15 protein-coding genes are annotated in these 18,210 nt (G+C 72.6%); 11 read left to right on the forward strand and 4 right to left on the reverse strand.

Annotation, left to right across the window (positions count from 1 at the left end; translation table 11 throughout):
* Positions 1-90: 90 nt before the first annotated feature.
* The 3 genes from ACFU97_RS40810 to ACFU97_RS40820 all read left to right on the forward strand — a co-directional run bounded on the left by ACFU97_RS40810 (position 91) and on the right by ACFU97_RS40820 (position 3,287).
* A complete protein-coding gene (locus tag ACFU97_RS40810; protein ID WP_384266906.1) occupies positions 91-1,170 on the forward strand; it encodes an NADH:flavin oxidoreductase/NADH oxidase in 1,080 nt (359 codons plus the stop codon).
* 483 nt (positions 1,171-1,653) lie between these two features.
* A complete protein-coding gene (locus tag ACFU97_RS40815) occupies positions 1,654-2,460 on the forward strand; it encodes a pectate lyase (protein ID WP_384266908.1) in 807 nt (268 codons plus the stop codon).
* A 197-nt stretch (positions 2,461-2,657) separates the two neighbouring features.
* Positions 2,658-3,287, forward strand: coding sequence for a hypothetical protein (locus ACFU97_RS40820; protein ID WP_384266909.1), 630 nt, complete (start codon positions 2,658-2,660; stop codon positions 3,285-3,287).
* A gap of 41 nt (positions 3,288-3,328) precedes the next feature.
* On the opposite strand, the gene ACFU97_RS40825 is transcribed toward ACFU97_RS40820, so the two are convergent.
* Positions 3,329-4,066, reverse strand: coding sequence for a PaaX family transcriptional regulator C-terminal domain-containing protein (locus ACFU97_RS40825; RefSeq protein ID WP_384266911.1), 738 nt, complete (start codon positions 4,064-4,066; stop codon positions 3,329-3,331).
* A gap of 71 nt (positions 4,067-4,137) precedes the next feature.
* Here ACFU97_RS40825 and ACFU97_RS40830 point away from each other — a divergent pair, with 71 nt between their 5' ends.
* From ACFU97_RS40830 to ACFU97_RS40845, 4 genes are all read left to right on the forward strand, one after another.
* Positions 4,138-5,805, forward strand: coding sequence for a DNA alkylation response protein (locus ACFU97_RS40830; protein WP_384266912.1), 1,668 nt, complete (start codon positions 4,138-4,140; stop codon positions 5,803-5,805).
* Between the two features lie 242 nt (positions 5,806-6,047).
* A complete protein-coding gene (locus ACFU97_RS40835; RefSeq protein ID WP_384266913.1) occupies positions 6,048-7,304 on the forward strand; it encodes an EfeM/EfeO family lipoprotein in 1,257 nt (418 codons plus the stop codon).
* Entirely contained in the window at positions 7,301-8,524 is a 1,224-nt protein-coding gene (gene efeB / locus ACFU97_RS40840) for an iron uptake transporter deferrochelatase/peroxidase subunit (protein WP_384266915.1), read from the forward strand. Before ACFU97_RS40835 ends, efeB begins: the two co-directional genes overlap by 4 nt.
* Positions 8,525-8,709: 185 nt before the next feature.
* Positions 8,710-10,596 (forward strand): phospholipase C, encoded by a 1,887-nt coding sequence (locus tag ACFU97_RS40845; RefSeq protein WP_384266918.1) that lies wholly within the window; start codon positions 8,710-8,712, stop codon positions 10,594-10,596.
* Positions 10,597-10,665: 69 nt separating this feature from the next.
* On the opposite strand, the gene ACFU97_RS40850 is transcribed toward ACFU97_RS40845, so the two are convergent.
* On the reverse strand, positions 10,666-11,499 hold the full coding sequence (locus ACFU97_RS40850; RefSeq protein ID WP_384266920.1) for an MIP/aquaporin family protein: 834 nt from the start codon (positions 11,497-11,499) through the stop codon (positions 10,666-10,668).
* A 229-nt stretch (positions 11,500-11,728) separates the two neighbouring features.
* Positions 11,729-12,313: a hypothetical protein gene (locus ACFU97_RS40855; protein ID WP_384266923.1), complete on the reverse strand. Its 585-nt coding sequence runs from the start codon at positions 12,311-12,313 to the stop codon at positions 11,729-11,731.
* A gap of 271 nt (positions 12,314-12,584) precedes the next feature.
* Between ACFU97_RS40855 and ACFU97_RS40860 the strand changes: the two genes are divergently transcribed.
* The 4 genes from ACFU97_RS40860 to ACFU97_RS40875 all read left to right on the forward strand — a co-directional run bounded on the left by ACFU97_RS40860 (position 12,585) and on the right by ACFU97_RS40875 (position 16,441).
* The gene (locus ACFU97_RS40860; RefSeq protein ID WP_384266925.1) at positions 12,585-13,670 is read left to right on the forward strand and encodes a WD40/YVTN/BNR-like repeat-containing protein; all 1,086 of its coding nucleotides are present in this window, start codon (positions 12,585-12,587) and stop codon (positions 13,668-13,670) included.
* A gap of 73 nt (positions 13,671-13,743) precedes the next feature.
* A complete protein-coding gene (locus tag ACFU97_RS40865; RefSeq protein ID WP_384266927.1) occupies positions 13,744-14,421 on the forward strand; it encodes a uracil-DNA glycosylase in 678 nt (225 codons plus the stop codon).
* The gene (locus ACFU97_RS40870; RefSeq protein ID WP_384266930.1) at positions 14,418-15,398 is read left to right on the forward strand and encodes an N-acetylglucosamine kinase; all 981 of its coding nucleotides are present in this window, start codon (positions 14,418-14,420) and stop codon (positions 15,396-15,398) included. The genes ACFU97_RS40865 and ACFU97_RS40870 overlap by 4 nt, the downstream gene beginning before the upstream one ends.
* A 119-nt stretch (positions 15,399-15,517) precedes the next feature.
* Entirely contained in the window at positions 15,518-16,441 is a 924-nt protein-coding gene (locus ACFU97_RS40875) for a sirohydrochlorin chelatase (RefSeq protein ID WP_384266932.1), read from the forward strand.
* A gap of 92 nt (positions 16,442-16,533) precedes the next feature.
* Here ACFU97_RS40875 and ACFU97_RS40880 read toward each other — a convergent pair whose 3' ends face one another.
* On the reverse strand, positions 16,534-17,568 hold the full coding sequence (locus ACFU97_RS40880) for a lactonase family protein (RefSeq protein ID WP_384266969.1): 1,035 nt from the start codon (positions 17,566-17,568) through the stop codon (positions 16,534-16,536).
* Between the last annotated feature and the right edge of the window lie 642 nt (positions 17,569-18,210).

Genomic DNA, 18,210 nt, shown 5'->3' on the forward strand with positions numbered 1-18,210 from the left:
ACGAGAGTCATCGTAGTTTGACATCTCACGTACTACGATGGTTATCGTACGAACCGTCCTGCGGTCCCCGCGAGAACGGAGCAGCTCCTCATGAGCGCCCTCTTCCAGCCCTTCACCCTGCGTGGCGTGACCATCCCGAACCGGGTCTGGATGGCCCCGATGTGCCAGTACTCGGCGGAGCCCGAGGGACCCGGGACCGGGACTCCGAACGACTGGCACTTCACACACCTCGCGGCCCGCGCGGCCGGCGGCACGGGCCTGATCCTCACCGAGGCCACGGCCGTCTCGCCCGAGGGCCGGATCTCCCCGTACGACCTGGGCATCTGGAACGACGCGCAGGTCGAGGCGTTCCGCCGGATCACCCGCTTCCTGGTCTCCCAGGGCACGGTGCCCGGCATCCAGCTGGCGCACGCGGGCCGCAAGGCCTCGACCGACCGCACCTGGACGGGCGGAGCGCCGCTGGGGCCGGACGCCCGCGGATGGCAGCCGCTCGCGCCGAGCGCGCTCGCGTTCGACGAGCGGCACGCGGCGCCGACTGAGCTGACGGCCGATCAGATCGGGGAGATCGTCGGGCAGTTCGCGGACGCCGCGCGCCGCGCGCTCGCAGCCGGTTTCGAGGTCGCCGAGATCCACGGCGCCCACGGGTACCTGATCAACGAGTTCCTCTCCCCGCACTCCAACCACCGCACCGACGCCTACGGCGGCTCGTACGAGAACCGCACCCGCTTCGCGCTCGACGTCGTGGACGCCGTCCGCGAGGTGTGGCCGCAGGACAAGCCGGTGTTCTTCCGCATCTCGGCGACCGACTGGCTGGAGGAGGACGGCTGGACCGCCGAGGACACGGTCCGCTTCGCCGCCGACCTCCAGGCGCACGGCGTCGACCTGCTCGACGTCTCCACCGGCGGCAACGCCGCCGGCGTCCGCATCCCGACCGGCCCGGGCTACCAGGTACCGTTCGCGTCGCGGGTCAAGGCCGGTACGTCGCTGCCGGTCGCGGCCGTCGGCCTGATCACCGAGACCGAGCAGGCCGAGAAGATCCTCGCCAACGGCGACGCGGACGCGGTGCTGCTCGGCCGCGAGCTGCTGCGCAACCCGTCGTGGGCCCGGCACGCGGCCCGCGAACTCGGCGCGGACGTCCACGTGCCGGACCAGTACCACCGGTCGGTGTGACCCGCCCCCTCACGGACACCCCGTCTCGCGAACCGCCGCACCGCCCCCCCCCGGCGGTGCGGCGGTCGTCGCGTTTCCTCCGGGCGTCGACGTAGTCCGGGAGCGCTCCCGCGCATCCTCACGCTCCACCCCAGAGAGCCCTTGCCTCTGACCAGGCCTTGCCGAACAACCTCCGCGCAGAGGTTGACCAGAAAGCGCTTACCCTCTACGTTCCGTTCAGCGATGTGACCAACAGGCGCCACAGACGGGCCCGTTGGGGCGCTCCGCCCGGACGCGGTGTTCAGCACGACGTACGACATTCACGTACACGATCGAGCAAGAACTCCTGAAGGGACGCGCCCGCATGCGCACACACCCCCCACGTGCACACCCACAGAGATCGGTTCTGGTGGCGGCCGCCTCGTCCGTCGTCGCCTCGGTGACGTCCGGCGCGGGCGCTGGAAAGACCTGACCAACCCCCCAACCGGAAGAAGGCATCGGGACATGGCTTCCCCCTTACCCGCAGGCACCCGCCGGCGCGCCCTGAGCGCCGCGCTGGCCTCCCTCGGCCTCACATCTGTCATGATCATGACTGGTGGCGGACTGACCCCGGCGAGCGCCGCCACCTGGCCCACCGCCAACGGCAGCCAGGCCGTCACCGCCACCATCTCCGTGTCCGGCACCGAGGACTACGGGATGAAGCGCCTCTACGGCAGCGGCGACCTCGGCACCGGCGGCCAGAGCGAGGACCAGGACCCCCTCCTCGAACTGGCTCCGGGCGCCGTCGTGAAGAACGTCATCATCGGCGCGCCCGCCGCCGACGGCATCCACTGCCTGGGCGCCTGCACGCTGCAGAACGTGTGGTGGGAGGACGTCGGCGAGGACGCCGCGACGTTCCTCGGCTCCTCGTCGTCCAACGTGTACACCGTCTCCGGCGGTGGCGCGAAGGAGGCCAGCGACAAGGTGTTCCAGTTCAACGGCGCCGGAACGCTCAACGTCTCCAACTTCGCCGTGCAGAACTTCGGCAAGCTGGTGCGCAGTTGCGGCAACTGCAAGACGCAGTACAAGCGCACCATCAACCTCAACACCATCGAGGCGACCTACAAGGGCAGCGCGCTGGCCGGGATCAACACCAACTACGGCGACAGCGCGACCCTGAAGAAGATCACCATCGTCGGGGACGGCAGCAAGAAGATCGTGCCCTGCCAGAAGTACATAGGGAACAACACGGGTGCGGAACCGCCGAAGAACGGCTCGGACGCCGACGGGACGTACTGCAAGTACTCCTCGTCCGACATCACCTACAAGTAGGCCCCCTTCCCCACCGGGGAGCAGAGAGGGCCGCCCTCCACGGCGGAGGGCGGCCCTCGCCGGCTTCAGGGTGTACTGAGGGAGTTGCGGCCAGGCGTCGAACCACGGTGCAGATGTCACGACTTGGGCACACGCCCTTCACGAACTATGCACATCTGCGCATCATGCACGCCTGCACCAACACTCAGGGGGCCCACATGAACGACGACGACCTGCTCAGATTCCACAACGGCGACACCCTGCACAACATCCCCGTCGTCCGGGACGAGAAGCCCCGCGCATTCCCCTGGCGGGCCGTGGGGACCGTGGCGGGTATGGCCGCCCTCGTCGGCGGTGTGATCGGCCTGTCCTTCGGCCTCGGCGACAGCCACCACTCCTCGCAGACCGTGGCCGCGGCCACCGACACCCCGGCCCCCGCGACGACGACACCGTCCCCCTCACCGTCGGTCGTGACCGCCACGGCCACGGTGCAGGCCCCCACCCAGACGCAGACGGTGTACGCCGCGCCCGCCGGAGGCACCGACGCCGACAGCTCGACCGCCGAGACCGTGGTCCAGCAGTACTACGCCGCCGTCAACGCGCAGGAGTACCAGACCGCCTGGGAACTCGGCGGCCGGAACATGAGTACCTCCTACGACGACTTCGTCGCCGGCTACGCCGACACGATGTACACGCAGGCCCAGGTCACATCCACGGACGGCGACACCGTGCACGTGCGCGTCGACGCCGAGCGCTACGACGGCAGCACCGCCGCCTACACCGGCAGCTACACGGTCGACACGAACCAGTACGAGATCACCCGCGGCACCCTGACTCAAGTCGGCTGAGGCAGCGCATTGTTGGACCCGCCACGGTGAACCCGGCGGGTTCAGCGCCCGATCGCCCCGGTGATCTCCCGCTGGAAGTCGGCGTAGGCGGACCGCAGTTGTGCGCCCGGCCAGTCAGGGGGCAGGAGTTCGGGCGGCAGCACGGGGTCGGCCAGCAGATGACGTACGACCGCGGCGAAGGCGGTGAAGCGGTCGGCCGGGAGGTGGGCGTCGGCGACATGGGCGTGCAGGGCGCGGGCCGTGGCGGCCCATGCGTCCAACGGCCATAGTTCGGCGGCCAGTTCACGTGCCGGACGGCCGGGACGGGCGGCGTACGTCTGGGCCACCTGCGTCAGGTCCTCCGGCAGGCTGCGCCGGAGGTTGGCGGGGCGCAGCCACACCCCCTCGCGGAGTTCGGCCAGCCGCAGTGTGGTCAGCCGGCCGCGCAGGTCGGCGCGTTCGGCGGGGCCGCGGCCGGTGGCCGTGATCACGACCATCTCCCAGTCGCCGTCCCACGCACGCGTGCGCGCCTCCACCGCCTCGTCCTGGCGGCGCTGGCGCGCCAGCAGCCGGTCGCTGAGGCCGTAGACGGCGTCGGTGCGGCGGAGATCGCCGGCGGCGACCATCCGGCTGAGGGCGGCCCGCAGCGTGGAGCCGCCGACGCCGAAGGGCTCCACCGCGCGGACGAGCTCCTTCACCGGGAGCTCGGGCGGATGCGTGCCCAGCAGCAGGCTCAGTACGACCGACCGCGCGGACAGCGGTGGCAGATCGGCCTCGCCCACCTGCGGTGACACGTTCATGGGCCGGTACTTTACGTGCGCCGGATTGTTGCGTCATTGCTACGGCTGTAGAAAAGGTGCAACATGGCGGTATGGCCTCGACACCCTCGCCCGCGCAGCCGCGGGACCAGTACGCGACCCACGCCGTCACCAACCAGCCTCCGGACCTGGCGCCGTACGACGCCTCCGAGGACACGGCCCTGCTGGAGGGGCTGCGCCGCGAGGGCGCCGGCTGGGCCGAGAAGGACGTCCGGCGGCTGGGGCTGCGGGCCGGCAGCGCGGAGGCGCAGGAGTGGGCCGAGCTGGCCAACGTCCACGAGCCCGTGCTGCGCACCCACGACCGGTACGGCAACCGCGTCGACGAGGTCGACTTCCACCCGAGCTGGCACCACCTGATGCGGGCCGCTGTCGCCGAGGGCCTGGCCGGAGCGCCGTGGGCGGACGAGCGGCCCGGCGCCCATGTCGCCCGTACCGCGGGCGGCCTGGTGTGGGGGCACACCGACGCGGGGCACGGCTGCCCGACCTCGATGACGTACGCGGCCGTACCCGCCCTGCGCGCCCAGCCGGACCTCGCGAAGGTGTACGAGCCCCTGCTGACCGGCCGGGAGTACGAGCCGGAGCTGCGGGTGCCGACCGACAAGGCCGGTCTGCTCGCCGGCATGGGGATGACCGAGAAGCAGGGCGGTTCCGACGTCCGGACGAACACGACCACCGCGTGGCCGACCGCCGAGCCGGGCGTCTACCAGCTGCGTGGGCACAAGTGGTTCACGTCGGCGCCGATGTGCGACGTGTTCCTGGTGCTGGCGCAGGCCCCGGAGGGCCTGTCCTGCTTCCTGGTGCCGCGGATCCTGCCCGACGGGACCCGCAACACCTTCCGCATCCAGCGCCTGAAGGACAAGCTCGGCAACCGGTCCAACGCCTCCTCCGAGCCGGAGTTCGACGGGACGGTGGCGTGGCTGGTCGGGCCCGAGGGCCGGGGCGTCAAGACGATCATCGAGATGGTCAACTGCACGCGCCTGGACTGCGTGATGATGTCGGCCACCCTGATGCGCAAGACGCTCGTGGAGGCCGGCCACCATGTGCGCCACCGCAGCGCGTTCGGCGCGCGGCTGATCGACCAGCCGCTGATGCGCAACGTCCTGGCCGACCTCGCGCTGGAGTCGGAGGCCGCGACGACGCTCACCCTGCGGCTGGCGGGGGCCGCGGACCGTGCGGTGCGCGGGGACGCCGATGAGGCCGCCTTCCGGCGGATCGCGACCGCCGCCGGCAAGTACTGGGTGACCAAGCGGGGCCCGGCGTTCACCGCGGAGGCCCTGGAGTGCCTCGGCGGCAACGGCTACGTGGAGGAGTCGGGCATGCCCCGCCACTACCGCGAGGCGCCGCTGCTGTCGATCTGGGAGGGCTCCGGGAACGTCAACGCCCTCGACGTGCTGCGGGCGTTGCGGCGCGAGCCCGCCACCGCGCAGGCACTGTTCGACGAACTCGCCCTGGCGCAGGGCGCGGACGCCCGGCTCGACGCCGCCGTGACCCGGCTCAAGGACCAGCTGGCGGCCGGGTCCGAGACCGGGGCGCGCCGGCTGGTGGAGCAGATGGCCCTGACCCTGCAGGCCTCCTTGCTGGTCCGGCACGCCCCGGCCGCCGTCGCCGACGCCTTCTGCGCGACCCGGCTGGGAGGCGACTGGGGGCATGCCTTCGGCACCCTGCCCGAGAGCGCGGATCTGGACGCGGTCATGGAGCGGGCACTGCCGGACGTGCGGTGAGACCGCGCGTTTCCGGCCACCGGACAGCGGGCGGCCAGGTGGCACGGCCCGGCCGCTGCGGACCGATCACACGGCATCACTGCACGTGAGAGCGGTGGGCGCGGGCCGTACCGGCGGGTGAACCGCGGGCGAATTCTGGCCCATCCTCCGGTCAGGAGGCGGTCAGGTGCGCGATCACGGCCGCGGGGCCTGCTTAGGATCGTTCGACGCCGCCTCGTTCGCACACCTCCAGGAGGCCGGGCATGCCCGAAGCCGCAGTCGGCGCCGCAGCCGAGACCGGCTCGGCGCCGCCCCCGCCCCGTCCCGGGCGGCGGCGTGCCGTCCTGCTCGCGGGCGGCGCGCTGGCCGTCGCGGCCGCCGTGGTGGCCACGGCCCTGGCGACCGGCGGCTCCGGCGGGGACCGGCACCGGGCTGCCCCGGCCGACGGCCTGCGGCACACCACCGTCGAGATCACCTCGGCGGCCTGCGGCCGCGGCTGGACCCACCCCGCCGCCGGACACCAGGTCTTCGACCTGCACAACACCTCCGGCAGCGCGGAGGAGGTCTACCTCACCGCCCCGGGGACGGGCGCGGTCTACGGCGAGGTCGAGGGGCTCGCGCCGGGCACCCAGCGCCCGCTGCGGGTGACCCTCGGCAACGGCAGCTACGCCTTCAAGTGCGTGGCCGACGACGCGGACGCCGTCACCGGCCCCACCGTGCGCGTCACCGGCGGCACGGTGAAGAGCGGCCCGGCCGCCGTACCGGTCACCCAGCAGGACCTGATCCCGCCCACGCTCGCGTACCAGCGGTGGATCCAGGCCCGTACGGTCGAACTGGCGCGCAAGACCGGCGTGTTGCGCGACGCGATCGACCGCGGGGACCGCACGGCCGCCCGCCGCGACTGGCTCGCCGCGCATCTGGTCTACGAGCGGATGGGGGCCGCCTACGGCACCTTCGGCGACGCGGACGCGGCGATCGACGGGACCACGGCGGGCCTGTCCGGCGGGGTGCACGACGCGGGCTTCACCGGCTTCCACCGGGTGGAGTACGGGCTGTGGCACGGCGAGTCGGCGAGCAGCCTGCGCGCACCGGCCGCCCGGCTCGTCAAGGCCGTCGACGACCTGCGCGACCGCTGGCCCGACGAGCGGATGGATCCGGCCGACATCGGCCTGCGGGCGCACGAGATCCTGGAGAACACCGTGCAGTTCGAGCTGACCGGCCGTACCGACTACGGCAGCGGCACCAACCTCGCCACCGCCCGCGCCAATCTCGACGGCACCGGTGAACTGCTGGGCCGGCTGCGGCCGTTGCTGAAGTCGCGTGCCGCGGGCCTGTCCGGCATCGACTCCTGGACGGCCCGCACCCGGCGCACCCTCGACGGCTTCGACCACGACGGCCGCTGGACCCCGCTGGACCGGCTGACCCGCGCCCAGCGGGAGAAGCTCGACGCGGACCTGGGCGAGCTGGTCGAGCGGCTCGCCGACGTGGCCGCCCTGACGGATGTACGGAGGACCGCGTGAACCCGGTGAACCCTGTCGGACGCCGGGGCTTCCTGGCCGGCGCGGCGGCCGTGGCCGGCACCGGCCTGGTGGCCGCCGACCACGGCGCCGCCTCGGCCGCCGGGCAGTCCGGCGACCGCGCGCGGGTGGCCTTCCACGGGCCGCATCAGGCCGGCATCCTCACCCCGGCGCAGCGCGCCACCGCGTTCGTCTCGTTCGACAGCACCGCCGAGAACCGCGGCGAACTGGCCGATCTGCTGCGTACGTTGACCGACCGGGCCCGGTACCTCACCGCGGGCGGCAGTCCCGAGGAGCTGGGCATCACCGCCCCGCCCGCCGACTCCGGCACGCTCGGCCCCGACGTGCCCGCGGACGACCTGACCGTCACGGTCGGCGTCGGCGCCTCCCTCTTCGACGGCCGCTACGGCCTGGCCGCGCGCAGGCCGCACCGGCTGACCGCGATGCCGTCGTTCCCCGACGACGACCTGGACGCGGCCTGGTGCCACGGCGACCTGAGCGTGCAACTGTGCGCGGGCCACCAGGACACGGTGCTGCACGCGCTGCGTGACATCGCCCGGCACACCCGCGGGGGCATGCAGGTGCGCTGGCGCATGGACGGCTTCGTCAGCCCGTCGCGCCCCTCCGGCACGCCCCGCAACCACATGGGCTTCAAGGACGGGATCGCCAACCCCCATGTTGGCGACGCCCGTTCGATGGACCGCCTGGTGTGGGTGGGCGCCGGGACGGGCGAACCCGCCTGGGCCACGGGCGGCAGCTACCAGGTCATACGGCTCATCCGCATGCTGGTGGAGTTCTGGGACCGGGTCTCGCTCACCGAGCAGGAGCGGATGTTCGGCCGCGCCCGGGACTCCGGCGCGCCCCTGGACGGCCGGCACGAGAAGGACGTGCCCAACTACCCGCAGGATCCCCAGGGTGACGTGATCCCGCTGGACAGCCACATCAGGAGGGCCAACCCGCGCACCTCGGCCACCGCCGACCAGCGCATCCTGCGCCGCGCCTACAACTACGACCGCGGCACGGACTCCAACGGCAACCTCGACATGGGCCTGCTGTTCTGCTGCTACCAGCAGGACCTGGCCCGGCAGTTCGCGACCGTGCAGAAACGCCTGGCCGGCGAGCCGCTGGTCGACTACATCACCCCGTTCGGGGGCGGCTACTTCTTCGCCCTGCCCGGCGTCCGCGACGCGTCCGACTGGCTCGGACGCGGCTTGTTGTCCTGAACCCATCTGACAGATTCCGGTCAAGAGCTGACCAAAATACGATGAGAAATTCCTGACCGAAGATTCGCTGCGGCGTCATTGCCGCTCCCCCACCCCGCCGCCACCATTGCCCAGGATCGGCAATCGATGTCATGGCCACGAATGCCGTGGCAGTGGAACTCGGTTCTCCCGGAAGGCGAGACAGCATGATCGGCACAGGTAGAACATCAACGGCGAGCCGCCGGCTGGCCCGTGCGGGCGCCCTGCTCGGCGCGGCCGCCCTGGCGGGTGCGGGTGGCGTCCTCCCCGCCTCGGCGTCCCCCGCGCACGGCGGCCACGGCCACCACGGCACGCACACCGCGACGCCGATCAAGCACATCGTGGTGATCTACGACGAGAACAACTCGTTCGACCACTACTTCGCCACGTACCCGAAGGCGGCCAACACCGACGGCACCAAGTTCACGGCGGCGCGGCACACCCCGAAGGCCGACAACCTCCTCAACGCCGGGCTGCTGGAGAAGAACCCGAACCTCTACAAGCCCAAGCGGCTGGCCAGTTCGCAGGCCATGACCTGCGACCAGAACCACTCCTACGGCCCCGAGCAGTACGCGGCCGACGGCGGCAAGGCCGACAAGTACGTCGAGAACACCGAGGTCAACAAGTGCAGCGGGCTCTTCGGCGAGCCCGGCCTGGTGATGGACTACTACGACGGCAACACCGTCACGGGTCTGTGGAACTACGCCCAGCACTACGCGCTCAACGACCGGTCGTTCAGCTCGGTCTACGGGCCCTCCAGCCCCGGTGCGATCAACGTGATCTCCGGCAACACCCACGGCGTGATCTCCGTCGACCCGTCCACCGGGACGGAGAACCCGCAGCAGACCTCGAAGCCGGACCCGTACACCGTCGTCTCCCCCGACGCCAAGGGCGTCGGCACGATGATCAACGACCCGGACCCGGCCTTCGACGACTGCTCGGACAAGGACCACACCGCGACCAACGCGCTGGCGGTCATGCAGGGCAGGAACATCGGTGACCTGCTCAACGCCAAGGGCGTGAGCTGGGGCTGGTTCCAGGGCGGCTTCCGGCCGAGCACTCCGTGGGACGGCAAGCAGGGCAGCTACGCCAAGTGCGCCGGCACCACGCACACCAACATCGGCGGCGCCGCGTCGGAGGACTACAGCCCGCACCACGCGCCGTTCCAGTACTACAGGTCGACGGCCAACCCGCACCACCTGGCCCCGAAGAGCGTCGCGGAGATCGGCCACGCGGGCCGGGCCAACCACAACTACGATCTGACGGACTTCGACGCCGCGCTCCAGGCCGGCAACCTGCCCGCGGTCAGCTTCCTGAAGGCCGCCGAGTACCAGGACGGCCACGCCGGCTACTCGGACCCGATCGACGAGCAGCACTTCCTGGTGAACGAGATCAACGCGCTGCAGAAGTCGCCGCAGTGGAAGAGCACCGCGGTCGTGGTCGCCTACGACGACTCCGACGGCTGGTACGACCACGTCGTCTCGAAGGTGCTGAACGGCTCCAAGGACTCCACCGTCGGCTCCAACGGCAAGGCGACCGACAGCCCCGCCTGCCAGTCGGGTCCGGCCGCCGCGGGCGGCTACGCGGACCGCTGCGGCCCCGGCCCCCGGCAGCCGCTGCTGGTCATCTCCCCCTACAGCAAGGTCAACTCGATCGACCACACCGCCACCGAGCAGACGTCGATCACCCAGTTCATCGAGGACAACTGGGGGACCGGCCGCATCGGTGACGCCTCGTTCGACCGCCGGGCGGGCAGCCTGGGCGGCATGTTCGACTTCCGGCACCCCAACAACAAGCAGGTGCTGCTGAACCAGGACGGCTCGGTCAAGTCCGTGACGGGCATCCCGCACCACGGCACCACGGCCGCCTCGACGTCCGCCAAGGGTGCCTACGCGCCCTACGTGCAGGACCTCAAGGCGCAGAACGTGGCGGACAGCAGCCCCGCCTCCCCGGCCGTGCCGATCGCCGTCGCCGCCGGTCTGCTCGCCGCCGGTGCGACCGGCACCGCGTTCGCCCTGAACCGCCGCAGGCGGGCCGGGCAGATCAGCGCGTAGCGGCGGTACCACGCAGGCGAAGGGGCCGCGGGCACGGTGCCCGCGGCCCCTTCGCGCCGTCCGGGACGGTCAGGACTGGTCGGACCCGGACGTGGGCTCGGGGACCCGGCCCGGTTCGAGTTCGTCCTCGGCGACCGGCAGGAACTTGGAGATGAACAGCCGGTACACGGCGGCACCGATCACGCCGCCGACCAGCGGCCCGACGATCGGCACCCAGAAGTAGAGGTTGCCGTACTGATCTCGCCAGGCTGTGCCGTACCCGGTGAGGTAGCTGGCGAGCCGTGGCCCGAAGTCACGGGCCGGGTTGATGGCGTAGCCCGCGTCGGTGCCCCAGGCCATGCCGATCGCCACCACCAGGAAGCCGATGATCAGCGGGGCGAGGTTGGCGCCGGGCGGGGTGTTGAGCAGGTCGGTGATGGCGAAGATGAGCAGGACCAGGATGGCGGTGCCGATGATCTGGTCGCGCAGGGCGCCGAGTTCGCTCACCGGCAGGGTGCCGTTGCCGGGCAGGGTGGAGAACACGCCCTGGGTCTTGATGGTGTGCCCGGGGTCGGCCTTGGCCAGCACCTCGGTGTAGTTCCAGCGCACCAGCAGCGCGGCGACGAACGCGCCCGCGGTCTGGGCCAGGCAGTACGGCGCCACCTTCCTCCAGGAGAAGCCCGCGAAGGTGGCCAGGGCCACGGTCACGGCGGGGTTGAGATGGGCACCGCTGAGACGGGCGGCGATGTAGACGCCGAGGGTGACACCGAAGCCCCAGGCCCAGGCGATGCTGTCGTGGTCGCCGATGCCCGCGGCCACCACCTGGGCCACCACGCCGCACCCGAACAGGATGAGGACCATGGTGCCCAGGAATTCGGCCGACAGTTCGCCGGCCAGTCTTCTTCTGGAAGCCTGCTCCGCCATGAGGCACCGCCTTCCGCCAGAAATGTTTGTATTCGCGAGGGTAGTTGTCCGACGCGAGGCGTCCAGAGGCCCAGCATCAACTGGAGTCACCGCCACCACTTACACCCTGGCCGGACGCGCACACTTCCGCACACGCCCGTTCCAGGCCTCGCCTGCGACGGGTCAAGGTCTCACCAAAGACGATGGCACAGGGGCCGTGCGCGCGCAGCGCGACAGCCTCCCGCGGGTGTCAGAGGGTGTTGCGGCCCCAGCGCGGCCCGAAGCGGGCCCATTCGGCGTCCCACTGGCTCATGCGCCGGCGTTCCAGCCGCCCGCACAGCACGCGGCCGCCGACGAAGGGCACCGCCGCGGCGCTCAGCCCGACCAGGACGCCGATGAGCGAGGACCGCATATGGGCCTGGGCAGGGGTGGGCGGCTTCGTGACCAGTTCGCCCTGCGGGTCGGTCCAGACGGTGACGGCGGTGCCGGCGGCGCTGCCCGGTCCGACCCGGACCTGGCCGGTGTGCCGTGAGCCGTCCGGCGCGAACCAGCCCACCTTGCCCCACACCTGTTCCCCGGACGCCTTGACCGGGTGGCCGGCGGCCTTTCCGGGCGCCTTCTCGGTCAGCAGCGCCACGATCTGGCGCCACTCGACGCGCTCGCGGGCCAGCCCCTGCTCGACGGCTCCGGTGGCCGCCAGGCCGGCGATCACCCCGGCCGCCAGGGTGACCAGCCAGGCACCGATCACGACCCACGCCTCGACCACGTCGACCCCGCGTTTGAGCGGGTTGCGCCGCCAGCGCCACAGCCAGGCCTTGGGACCACGGAACGCCATCGAAGGCATCCTCCTCATGAGCGCACGACCTTCCCGAACCGCCATCCCATACGAACCAGGGCCATGGGATGCTCAGGCCGACTCCCCTGACTCGACGGTCGCACGAGTACCCCCACTCGCGCAGCCGTTGCCGTCAACGGGGCCGGTTCTCGCCGCCCCGGGCCGACCCCGCCGCCCTGACCTGCACGGATCGTCACTGCGGAGGTCACTGTCAGTGGCGGGGTGCAGACTGGCCGGTGTCTGGGACGAAGACGTCACGGAGGTGATCGGCATGACCGAGGTACTGCTCGCCGTGGGCACCCGCAAAGGCCTGTTCATCGGGCGCCGGCGCGGGGGCACCTGGGAGTTCGACGAGAGTCCGTATTTCAACGCGCAGGCGATGTACTCGGTGGCGATCGACACCCGCGGCGACCGTCCGCGGCTGCTGGCCGGCGGCGACAGCGCGCACTGGGGACCGTCCGTGTTCCACTCCGACGACCTGGGCCGCACCTGGACCGAGCCGGCCCAACCCGCGGTCAAGTTCCCCAAGGAGACCGGGGCTTCGCTGGAGCGGGTCTGGCAGCTGCACCCGGCGGCCGCGGAGGACGACGTGGTGTACGCGGGCACGGAACCGGCCGCGCTGTACCGCTCGGAGGACCGCGGGGAGACCTTCGAGCTGGTGCGCCCGCTGTGGGAGCACCCCACGCGCTCGAAGTGGGTGCCGGGAGGCGGCGGCGAGGGACTGCACACCGTGGTCACCGACAGGCGGGACCCGCGGGCGGTGACGGTCGCCGTGTCGACGGCCGGCGTGTTCAGGACGTCGGACGGCGGCGCGAGCTGGGCCCCCTCCAACTCCGGTGTGGCCGCGGTGTTCCTGCCGGATCCCAACCCGGAGTTCGGGCAGTGCGTGCACAAGGTGGCCCAGGACGCGGCGACCCCGGACCGGCTGTATCTGCAGAACCACTGGGGTGTGTACAGAAGCGACGACGCGGGCGCCCACTGGACCGACATCGGCGGGGGACTGCCGTCCACCTTCGGCTTCGCGGCGGCCGCCCACCCGCACCGCGGCGACACCGCCTACGTCTTCCCGATCAACGCGGACTCGGACCGGGTGCCCGCCGACCACCGGTGCCGGGTCTTCCGCACGGCCGACGCGGGCAAGAGCTGGGAGCCGCTGTCGGCGGGCCTGCCGCAGGAGGACCACTACGGCACGGTGCTGCGGGACGCGATGTGCACCGACGGCGCCGACCCGGCGGGCGTGTACTTCGGCAACCGCAACGGCGAGGTGTTCGCGTCGGCCGACGACGGCGACAGCTGGCAGCAGCTGGCCGCGCACCTGCCGGACGTGCTGTGCGTACGAGCCGCGGTGGTGGGATGAGTCCTGCGGGGGGAGCGAGCGGCCTTGGCCACCGGTTGATCTCCGCTGCCCGTACGGCAGTAGGGTGACGCCCGTGGCACCACGACCGTTGCATGAGATCGTCGAAGCAGGCTGGGCGAAGGCCCTGGAACCCGTCGCCGGACGGATCGCCGAGATGGGCGACTTCCTCCGCGCGGAGATCGCCGCGGGGCGCACCTACCTGCCGGCCGGACCGAATGTTCTCCGGGCCTTCCAGCAACCCTTCGACGACGTACGGGTCCTGATCGTCGGTCAGGACCCCTATCCGACGCCGGGACATGCGGTGGGGCTGTCCTTCTCGGTGGCGCCCGAGGTGCGCCCGCTGCCTGGCAGCCTCATCAACATCTACCGCGAGCTGCACACCGACCTGGGTGTGCCGGAGCCCTCCAACGGCGATCTGACGCCGTGGACCGAGCAGGGCGTGCTGCTGCTCAACAGGGCGCTGACCACCGCCCCGCGCAAGCCCGCCGCGCACCGGGGCAAGGGCTGGGAGGAGGTCACCGAGCAGGCCATCAGGGCCCTCGCCGGACGCGGGAAGCCCCTGGTGTCCATCCTGTGGGGCCGCGACGCCCGCAATCTGCGCCCGCTGCTCGGCTCGCTTCCTTCGGTCGAGTCCGCCCACCCCTCCCCCATGTCGGCCGACCGCGGTTTCTTCGGCTCGCGCCCCTTCAGCCGGGCCAACGACCTGCTGATCGGACAGGGCGGACGGCCCGTGGACTGGCGCCTGCCGTGAGCGGCGCGGAGGACGGAGTCCTCGCCGTCGACTCGGGGGGCTCCGGACTGCGTGTCGTCATCGCCGGCCAGGGGCGCGGTCCGCTGGGCCAGCGGGAGTCGCGGGAGCCGGTGCACACCGGGCCCCGGGGGATCGATCCCGGCCATTTCATGGCCCAACTGGCGCCACTGGTACGGGAGTTGAGGGCCGAGAGCGGGGTCGGCGCGCTGCGTACGGCCGCCATCGGCGCCGCGGGGCTCGCCAGCCTGGGCGAGGGGCTGCGGGCCGAGCTGCCCGGTGCGCTGGCGCGGGAGTTCGGCATCCACTCGGTCGCTCTCGTCGCCGACGCCGTCACCGGCTATGTGGGCGCGCTGGGGCCGCACCCCGGTGCCGTGGTGGCCGCCGGCACCGGACTGATCGCCGTCGGCACCGACCTGACGCGCTGGCGCCGCGCGGACGGCTGGGGCCATCTGCTGGGCGACTGCGGCGGCGGCGCCTGGATCGGGCGGGCCGGGCTGGAGGCGGCGCTGCGCGCGTACGACGGCAGACCCGGCGGCTCGGCCGGGCTGCTGGCCCGCGCCGAGGAGATGTTCGGGCCGATGCCGGGGCTGCCGGGGCTGCTGTACCCCCGCCAGGATCGCCCCGCCGTCCTCGCCTCCTTCGCGCCGCAGGTGGCCGCCCTCACGGACGACGACCCGGTCGCCGCGGGCCTCCTGCGCTCCGCCGCCCGGCACATGGCCGAGTCGGCCGCCGCGGTCTGCCCGGACGCGGGAGAGCCCCGGGTGGCCGTCACGGGCGGCCTGCTGAAGATCGGGGACCCGCTGCTCGTCCCGCTGCGCCAGGAGTTCGCCGAGCGGCTGCCGCACGCGCCGCTGGTGCCCGCCGCCGGGGACCCGCTCGCGGGCTCGGTGCGGATCGCCCTCGACCTGGCCGCAGGGGCGCTCACCCTCCCGGGCGACGCGGCGATGCTGAGCGTGGTGACCAGCGCGGGCGACTAACCCCGGCAGGGTGGTGGGTTCCCCACCGTACGTAACTCATCAGACAAAACCGGACGGATACCGCTCACCTGCACCCTCCCCGAACAGGGGAGCCCAAGAAGCCAGTAACATGCGTCGCCATGAGCTCTGCCACTGGACCCGCGTCCGGCCTGCCAGTACGAATGCCGCGACCTCGCCAGCCCGGGCGGCACCGCCGACCCGAGCCGCTTGCGGCTCCCGAGGGCGCGCCTGCGCTCGTTCTCGCGGTGCCGGGCACTCCCGCTGCCGCCACGCGCAGCCTCGCCGAGGAGGTCGTGAGCATCGCGCGCTCCGAGCTGCCCGGCCTGGACGCCCGGATCGCGTACCTGGACGGGGACGACACGGAGTTCCCGACGCTCCAGGCCGTGCTCACGCACGCCGCCGAGGAGCGCACGGCGCGCTACGAGCAGGCCAAGGCCGCCGGTCTGGACGTCAAGGAGCCCGACGGCCCCGTCGCCGTCGTCGTGCCGCTGCTGGCCGGCCCGGACTCCGCGCTGCTGCGCCGCATCCGCCAGGCCGTGATGGACAGCCGTATCGCGGCCGACCTGACCGATGTGCTGGGCCCGCACCCGCTGCTCGCCGAGGCGCTGCACGTGCGTCTGTCGGAGGCCGGTCTGGCCCGCGCCGACCGTGCCCGCCTGTTCACCGTGGCCACCGCGGCGGACGGCATCATCCTGGCATCGGTGGGCGGTGACGAGGCCGTGCAGGCTGCCGGGATCACCGGCATGCTGCTCGCCGCGCGCCTCGCGGTGCCGGTGATGGCGGCGGCGCTCGACCAGGACGGCTCGATCGCGGCCGTCGCCGAGCAGCTGCGCAACTCCGGTTCGCAGCAGCTGGCGCTCGCTCCGTACCTGATAGGGCCGGAGATCGAGCCGGGCCTGATCGACGAGGCGGCCAAGGAGGCGGGCTGCTCCGCCGCCGAGGCGCTCGGCCCCTACCCGGCGATCGGCAAGCTCGCGCTGGCCAAGTACACCTCGGCACTGGGCATCGCTCCGCCGCAGCCGCAGGGCACGCCGGTCCGCTGACGCGGCCGACGGCACCGTAACGCACGTAGAAGGGCCCGCTCCCCGTCCGGGAGCGGGCCCTTCCGCGTCTGGGCCGTCGTCGGCGCCGGTGCTCAGCCGAAGACCACGCAGGATGCGGCGGGGACGCCGAGCGCGCCCTCGTAGCGCGGCAGGCCGGTGTCCGGGTCGACGGCGAACCAGGCCACCTCGCCGGAGCGCTCGTTGGCGACGTAGAGGAATCCGCCGGACTCGGCGATCGCGCGGGGCCAGTGACCGCCGCAGGGCACCGTGCCGACCAGCCGCAGCTCCTCGCCCTCGACGGCGAAGGTGGACAGGACGTCCTCACCGCGGGTGGCGGTCCACACGAAGCGGCCGTCGGGGGAGACGGCGATGCCGGAGGGGTAGGCGTCGCCGGACGGGGCGCCGGGCAGCACGTGGCCGACGGTGAGCGGTTCCAGGAGGCCGGCGGCGGCGTCCCAGCGGCAGACGGTGACGGTCGGTGTCAGTTCGCCGAGCACGTACGCGCGCGTGGCGTCCGGGTGGAAGGCCAGGTGGCGTGGTCCGGAACCGGGGCGCAGGGGGATCTCGCGGTGGACCTCGAGGCGGCCTCCGGCCAGGGTGCAGACCCGGACCGAGTCCGTGCCGAGGTCGACGCTGACGATCCAGCGGCCGCTGGGGTCCGGCTGCACCTGGTGGGCGTGCGGCCCCTGCTGGCGCAGGCTGTGCGGGCCCGAGCCCTTGTGGGCCAGGACGTCGGACGCGGCGCCCGTGAGCGTGCCGTCGGTGCGGACGGGTACGGCGGTGACGGAGCCGGAGCCGTAGTTGGCGGTCAGGACGTGGCCGTCGTGGACGCTCAGGTGGGTGGGGCTGTCGCCGCCGACGGGCACGGGTGTGCCGGCCTTGACCGGCCGCTCCCCCGTCACCCGGAACGCGGCCACCGCGCCCTCGGCGGTCTCGCTGACCGCGTAGAGGGTCCGGCCGTCGGGCGCCAATGCCAGGTAGGACGGGTCCGCCACGGAGTCCACCCGGCTCAGGGCGGACAACGCGCCGCTGTCGGCGGCCACGACCGCCGTCACGATCCCCGGCCCACCGGCCGCCGTGAACGACCCGATGAAGGCCCGCTGCCGCCGCCCGCCGCCATCTACCACCACGGTCCCCTCTCGCTCCTGTACCTCGGGCCGACGTTAGCAGTCGATCATCTGCGGTCTAGACCAACCGTCGGGATTGACCGGCCTCGGAGCACCGCTGGCGCGACCGGCCGGGCGCGATCCGCGGACGCCGTCGCCCGCCGATGAGGGGTGAGTCGGACGGTGTGGGCGGGGGCGCCGCACAGTCGGCCAGGATGACCTCGGCCCAGACGAACCGTCCGCGGCCCGCTCGGAGGACGTCGCACGCCGACGAGGGGCGCGTCGATCGGTGCGCGCACGGGCGCCGCCCGGCCGGCGAGGGCGCCCCCGGCCCGGGAGACCGGCCACGACCTGCCGGACGGCACCCCACGCCGACGACCGGCGAGCCGAGCGGGGTGCGCAACTGCCACCCGCGCCATGCGGCCGCCATGCATCCACAGACCATCCACGATCCGCCCGACGGCATTGCGCGCCCACAGCGGGCAGGCCCGACGCGCAACTGTCACCCACGCCATCGGGCCGGCCTCGGCCTTACGGACCGTCGACGCCCGGCCGGACGGCATCTCGCGCCCACGGCGGGCGAGCCGAGCGGGGTGGGCAAGGCCCCCGCCCAGCCGGCACAAAGGCGACCTCAGCCCCCGCAGACCGACCGCAACCCGCCGA

Origin of the sequence: Streptomyces sp. NPDC057616 (assembly GCF_042800575.1) — a bacterium.
Taxonomy (GTDB): Bacteria; Actinomycetota; Actinomycetes; order Streptomycetales; family Streptomycetaceae; genus Streptomyces.

What these genes read in the sequence shown, in the direction of transcription:
- ACFU97_RS40860 (WP_384266925.1), top strand. Translation starts at nt 12,585, where the DNA reads ATGACCGAGGTACTGCTCGCCGTGGGCACCCGCAAAGGCCTGTTCATC.
- ACFU97_RS40810 (WP_384266906.1), top strand. Translation starts at nt 91, where the DNA reads ATGAGCGCCCTCTTCCAGCCCTTCACCCTGCGTGGCGTGACCATCCCG.
- ACFU97_RS40825 (WP_384266911.1), bottom strand. Translation starts at nt 4,066, where the DNA reads ATGAACGTGTCACCGCAGGTGGGCGAGGCCGATCTGCCACCGCTGTCC.
- ACFU97_RS40850 (WP_384266920.1), bottom strand. Translation starts at nt 11,499, where the DNA reads ATGGCGGAGCAGGCTTCCAGAAGAAGACTGGCCGGCGAACTGTCGGCC.
- ACFU97_RS40855 (WP_384266923.1), bottom strand. Translation starts at nt 12,313, where the DNA reads ATGGCGTTCCGTGGTCCCAAGGCCTGGCTGTGGCGCTGGCGGCGCAAC.
- ACFU97_RS40820 (WP_384266909.1), top strand. Translation starts at nt 2,658, where the DNA reads ATGAACGACGACGACCTGCTCAGATTCCACAACGGCGACACCCTGCAC.
- ACFU97_RS40830 (WP_384266912.1), top strand. Translation starts at nt 4,138, where the DNA reads ATGGCCTCGACACCCTCGCCCGCGCAGCCGCGGGACCAGTACGCGACC.
- ACFU97_RS40875 (WP_384266932.1), top strand. Translation starts at nt 15,518, where the DNA reads ATGAGCTCTGCCACTGGACCCGCGTCCGGCCTGCCAGTACGAATGCCG.
- ACFU97_RS40815 (WP_384266908.1), top strand. Translation starts at nt 1,654, where the DNA reads ATGGCTTCCCCCTTACCCGCAGGCACCCGCCGGCGCGCCCTGAGCGCC.
- ACFU97_RS40845 (WP_384266918.1), top strand. Translation starts at nt 8,710, where the DNA reads ATGATCGGCACAGGTAGAACATCAACGGCGAGCCGCCGGCTGGCCCGT.
- ACFU97_RS40835 (WP_384266913.1), top strand. Translation starts at nt 6,048, where the DNA reads ATGCCCGAAGCCGCAGTCGGCGCCGCAGCCGAGACCGGCTCGGCGCCG.